1 protein-coding gene and 2 pseudogenes are annotated in these 1,904 nt (G+C 50.6%); 2 read left to right on the top strand and 1 reads right to left on the bottom strand.

Annotation, left to right across the window (positions count from 1 at the left end):
* Nucleotides 1-112, bottom strand: a pseudogene (locus tag AC2VE5_RS26265) (branched-chain amino acid aminotransferase); the annotation flags it as partial.
* 144 nt (nucleotides 113-256) lie between these two features.
* On the opposite strand from AC2VE5_RS26265, the gene AC2VE5_RS26260 reads away from it, so the two are divergent.
* On the top strand, nucleotides 257-1,210 hold the full coding sequence (locus AC2VE5_RS26260; protein ID WP_486890496.1) for an ABC transporter ATP-binding protein: 954 nt from the start codon (nucleotides 257-259) through the stop codon (nucleotides 1,208-1,210).
* A 17-nt stretch (nucleotides 1,211-1,227) separates the two neighbouring features.
* Nucleotides 1,228-1,904, top strand: a pseudogene (locus AC2VE5_RS26255) (ABC transporter permease); the annotation flags it as partial.

Genomic DNA, 1,904 nt, shown 5'->3' with positions numbered 1-1,904 from the left:
TCTTCCGATCTACAACCTCGTAGATACTGTCTCCGTATAAAAAGCTCCGATCCAAAACTGACACAGAGGCAGAAGTTGAGATCTCGCCATTCAAATTAATCAGCACCATGATTTGTGCGCATATGCAATTATCAGCCTCATGATACCTTGAATTAGCTAGACCCCTAGGATCATTTATTGCTTTTGTGATGCAGTAAAGACTTGGAAGTCTTAACAGATCTGGCAGTTCTGACTTTGCAACTGCTAGCTTGGCAGGATGAATGCCCTTCAGCCAATTCTTTCGACCCACGATCTGACCAAGCAGTTCGATCGCAAAATTGCCGTTCAGGAAGTTGATCTTGAGCTGGTTCCAGGAGAAGTCTACGGGCTGATTGGCCCCAATGGTGCTGGCAAAACTACGCTAATCCGGATGCTGGCAACGGCGGAGGAGCCAACCGCCGGGGAGATTTATCTCTATGGGGAACGGCTGCGGAGTGACTTGCCCAATCCTCGGTTGAAAGCTCGAATTGGCTATTTGCCCGATGACTTTCCCCTTTACCAGGATTTAACGGTTTGGGACTATCTGGATTACTTTGCTCGACTTTATGGGTTGCAGGGAACCCACCGCCGTCGCCGCCTGGGGGAAGTGCTGGAACTGGTGAACTTAGAAACTAAGGGCAGTAGCCCGATCGCCACGCTGTCTCGGGGGATGAAACAGCGTCTGGGCCTAGCTCGCACTATCATTCACGAACCCGTTGTCCTGCTGCTGGATGAGCCGGTTTCTGGGTTAGATCCTGGGGCTCGCCTGCAGTTTCGAGAGACGATCCAAACCCTGAAAGAGGCTGGGATGACAATCCTGATTTCCTCCCATATCCTCAGTGATTTGGCTGAGCTGTGTACCTCCATCGGGATTATGGAACTGGGGCATCTGGTGGAAAGCACCTCCCTCCAGGAGTTGTACAGCCGTTTAGGTCAGCAAGAATTGGTTCTGGCAACCCTGGGGGAGCCGGAGTTACTGATCACCCAACTGCAAAGCTATCCCGGAATTCAAGCCATCCAGCGAAACCCCGGCAACGGCCTGATCCAGGCTCAGTTTGCTGGCGGACCCGAAGAACAAGCGCAACTGCTGCGATCGCTGATGGCTGCTGGAATTCCCTTAACCGAATTTCATTGCCTGCCAGCAGATTTGGAAACCATTTTCTTGAAATTGGGTCATCAACAAGTGTCCTAGAACAAACCGGGCTTGATATGGCGTTAACGTTGCTGGATTCTTTGGGAGATTGGAACCCGCAACTGCTGCGAGAACTCAAAGGTCGCCTGAAAGCTCCCAATGTTCTGGTTGCTGTCGCGATCTCACTACTGGGGCAGTTGCTGACATTTTTGTACTTCTTCAGCTACCTACCAAACAGTACGTCACGTTCAGCAGGAAGTGCTTACTGTACCGGCGGTGATCCAAATATCACGGTTGTTTATCAGTGTCTGAGAGATGCCGCTGGCAATATAATCATTGACTGGCCGCGTTGGTGGCTAGAGCCATTCGTTTTCCTGAGTTTGATTGGCATCTTTGCCCTAATTGTCGTGGGGCCATATCTGTTAATTACGGATCTAGCGCAAGAACAGCGTCGTGGCACACTGAATTTGATTCGGCTTAGCCCTCAACCCATCGACAAAATTTTAGTTGGCAAGCTTTTAGGAGTGCCAATTTTGCTCTACCTGGTGGCAGTCCTAGCGGCTCCCTTGCATCTGTGGGCAGGTCTCTCAGCAGGAATTCCCCTGGGCCAGATATTGAGCTTTTACCTGGTTCTGGTAGCTAGCTGCGGATTATTCTACAGTGCAGCAATGCTCTATAGTCTGACGACTACCTGGCTGGGTATTTTGCAGGCGCTGGTGGGCAGTGGGGCAATCTATATTTTTTTAAGGAGCAC

This window comes from Aliterella sp. E5.1, assembly GCF_057473825.1.
The sequence above is the reverse complement of the archived record's forward strand: the minus strand, read 5'-3'. Positions and strand labels throughout refer to the sequence as shown.

Coding starts and splice junctions, on each gene's coding strand:
- AC2VE5_RS26260 (WP_486890496.1), top strand. CDS start 257: ATGAATGCCCTTCAGCCAATTCTTTCGACCCACGATCTGACCAAGCAG.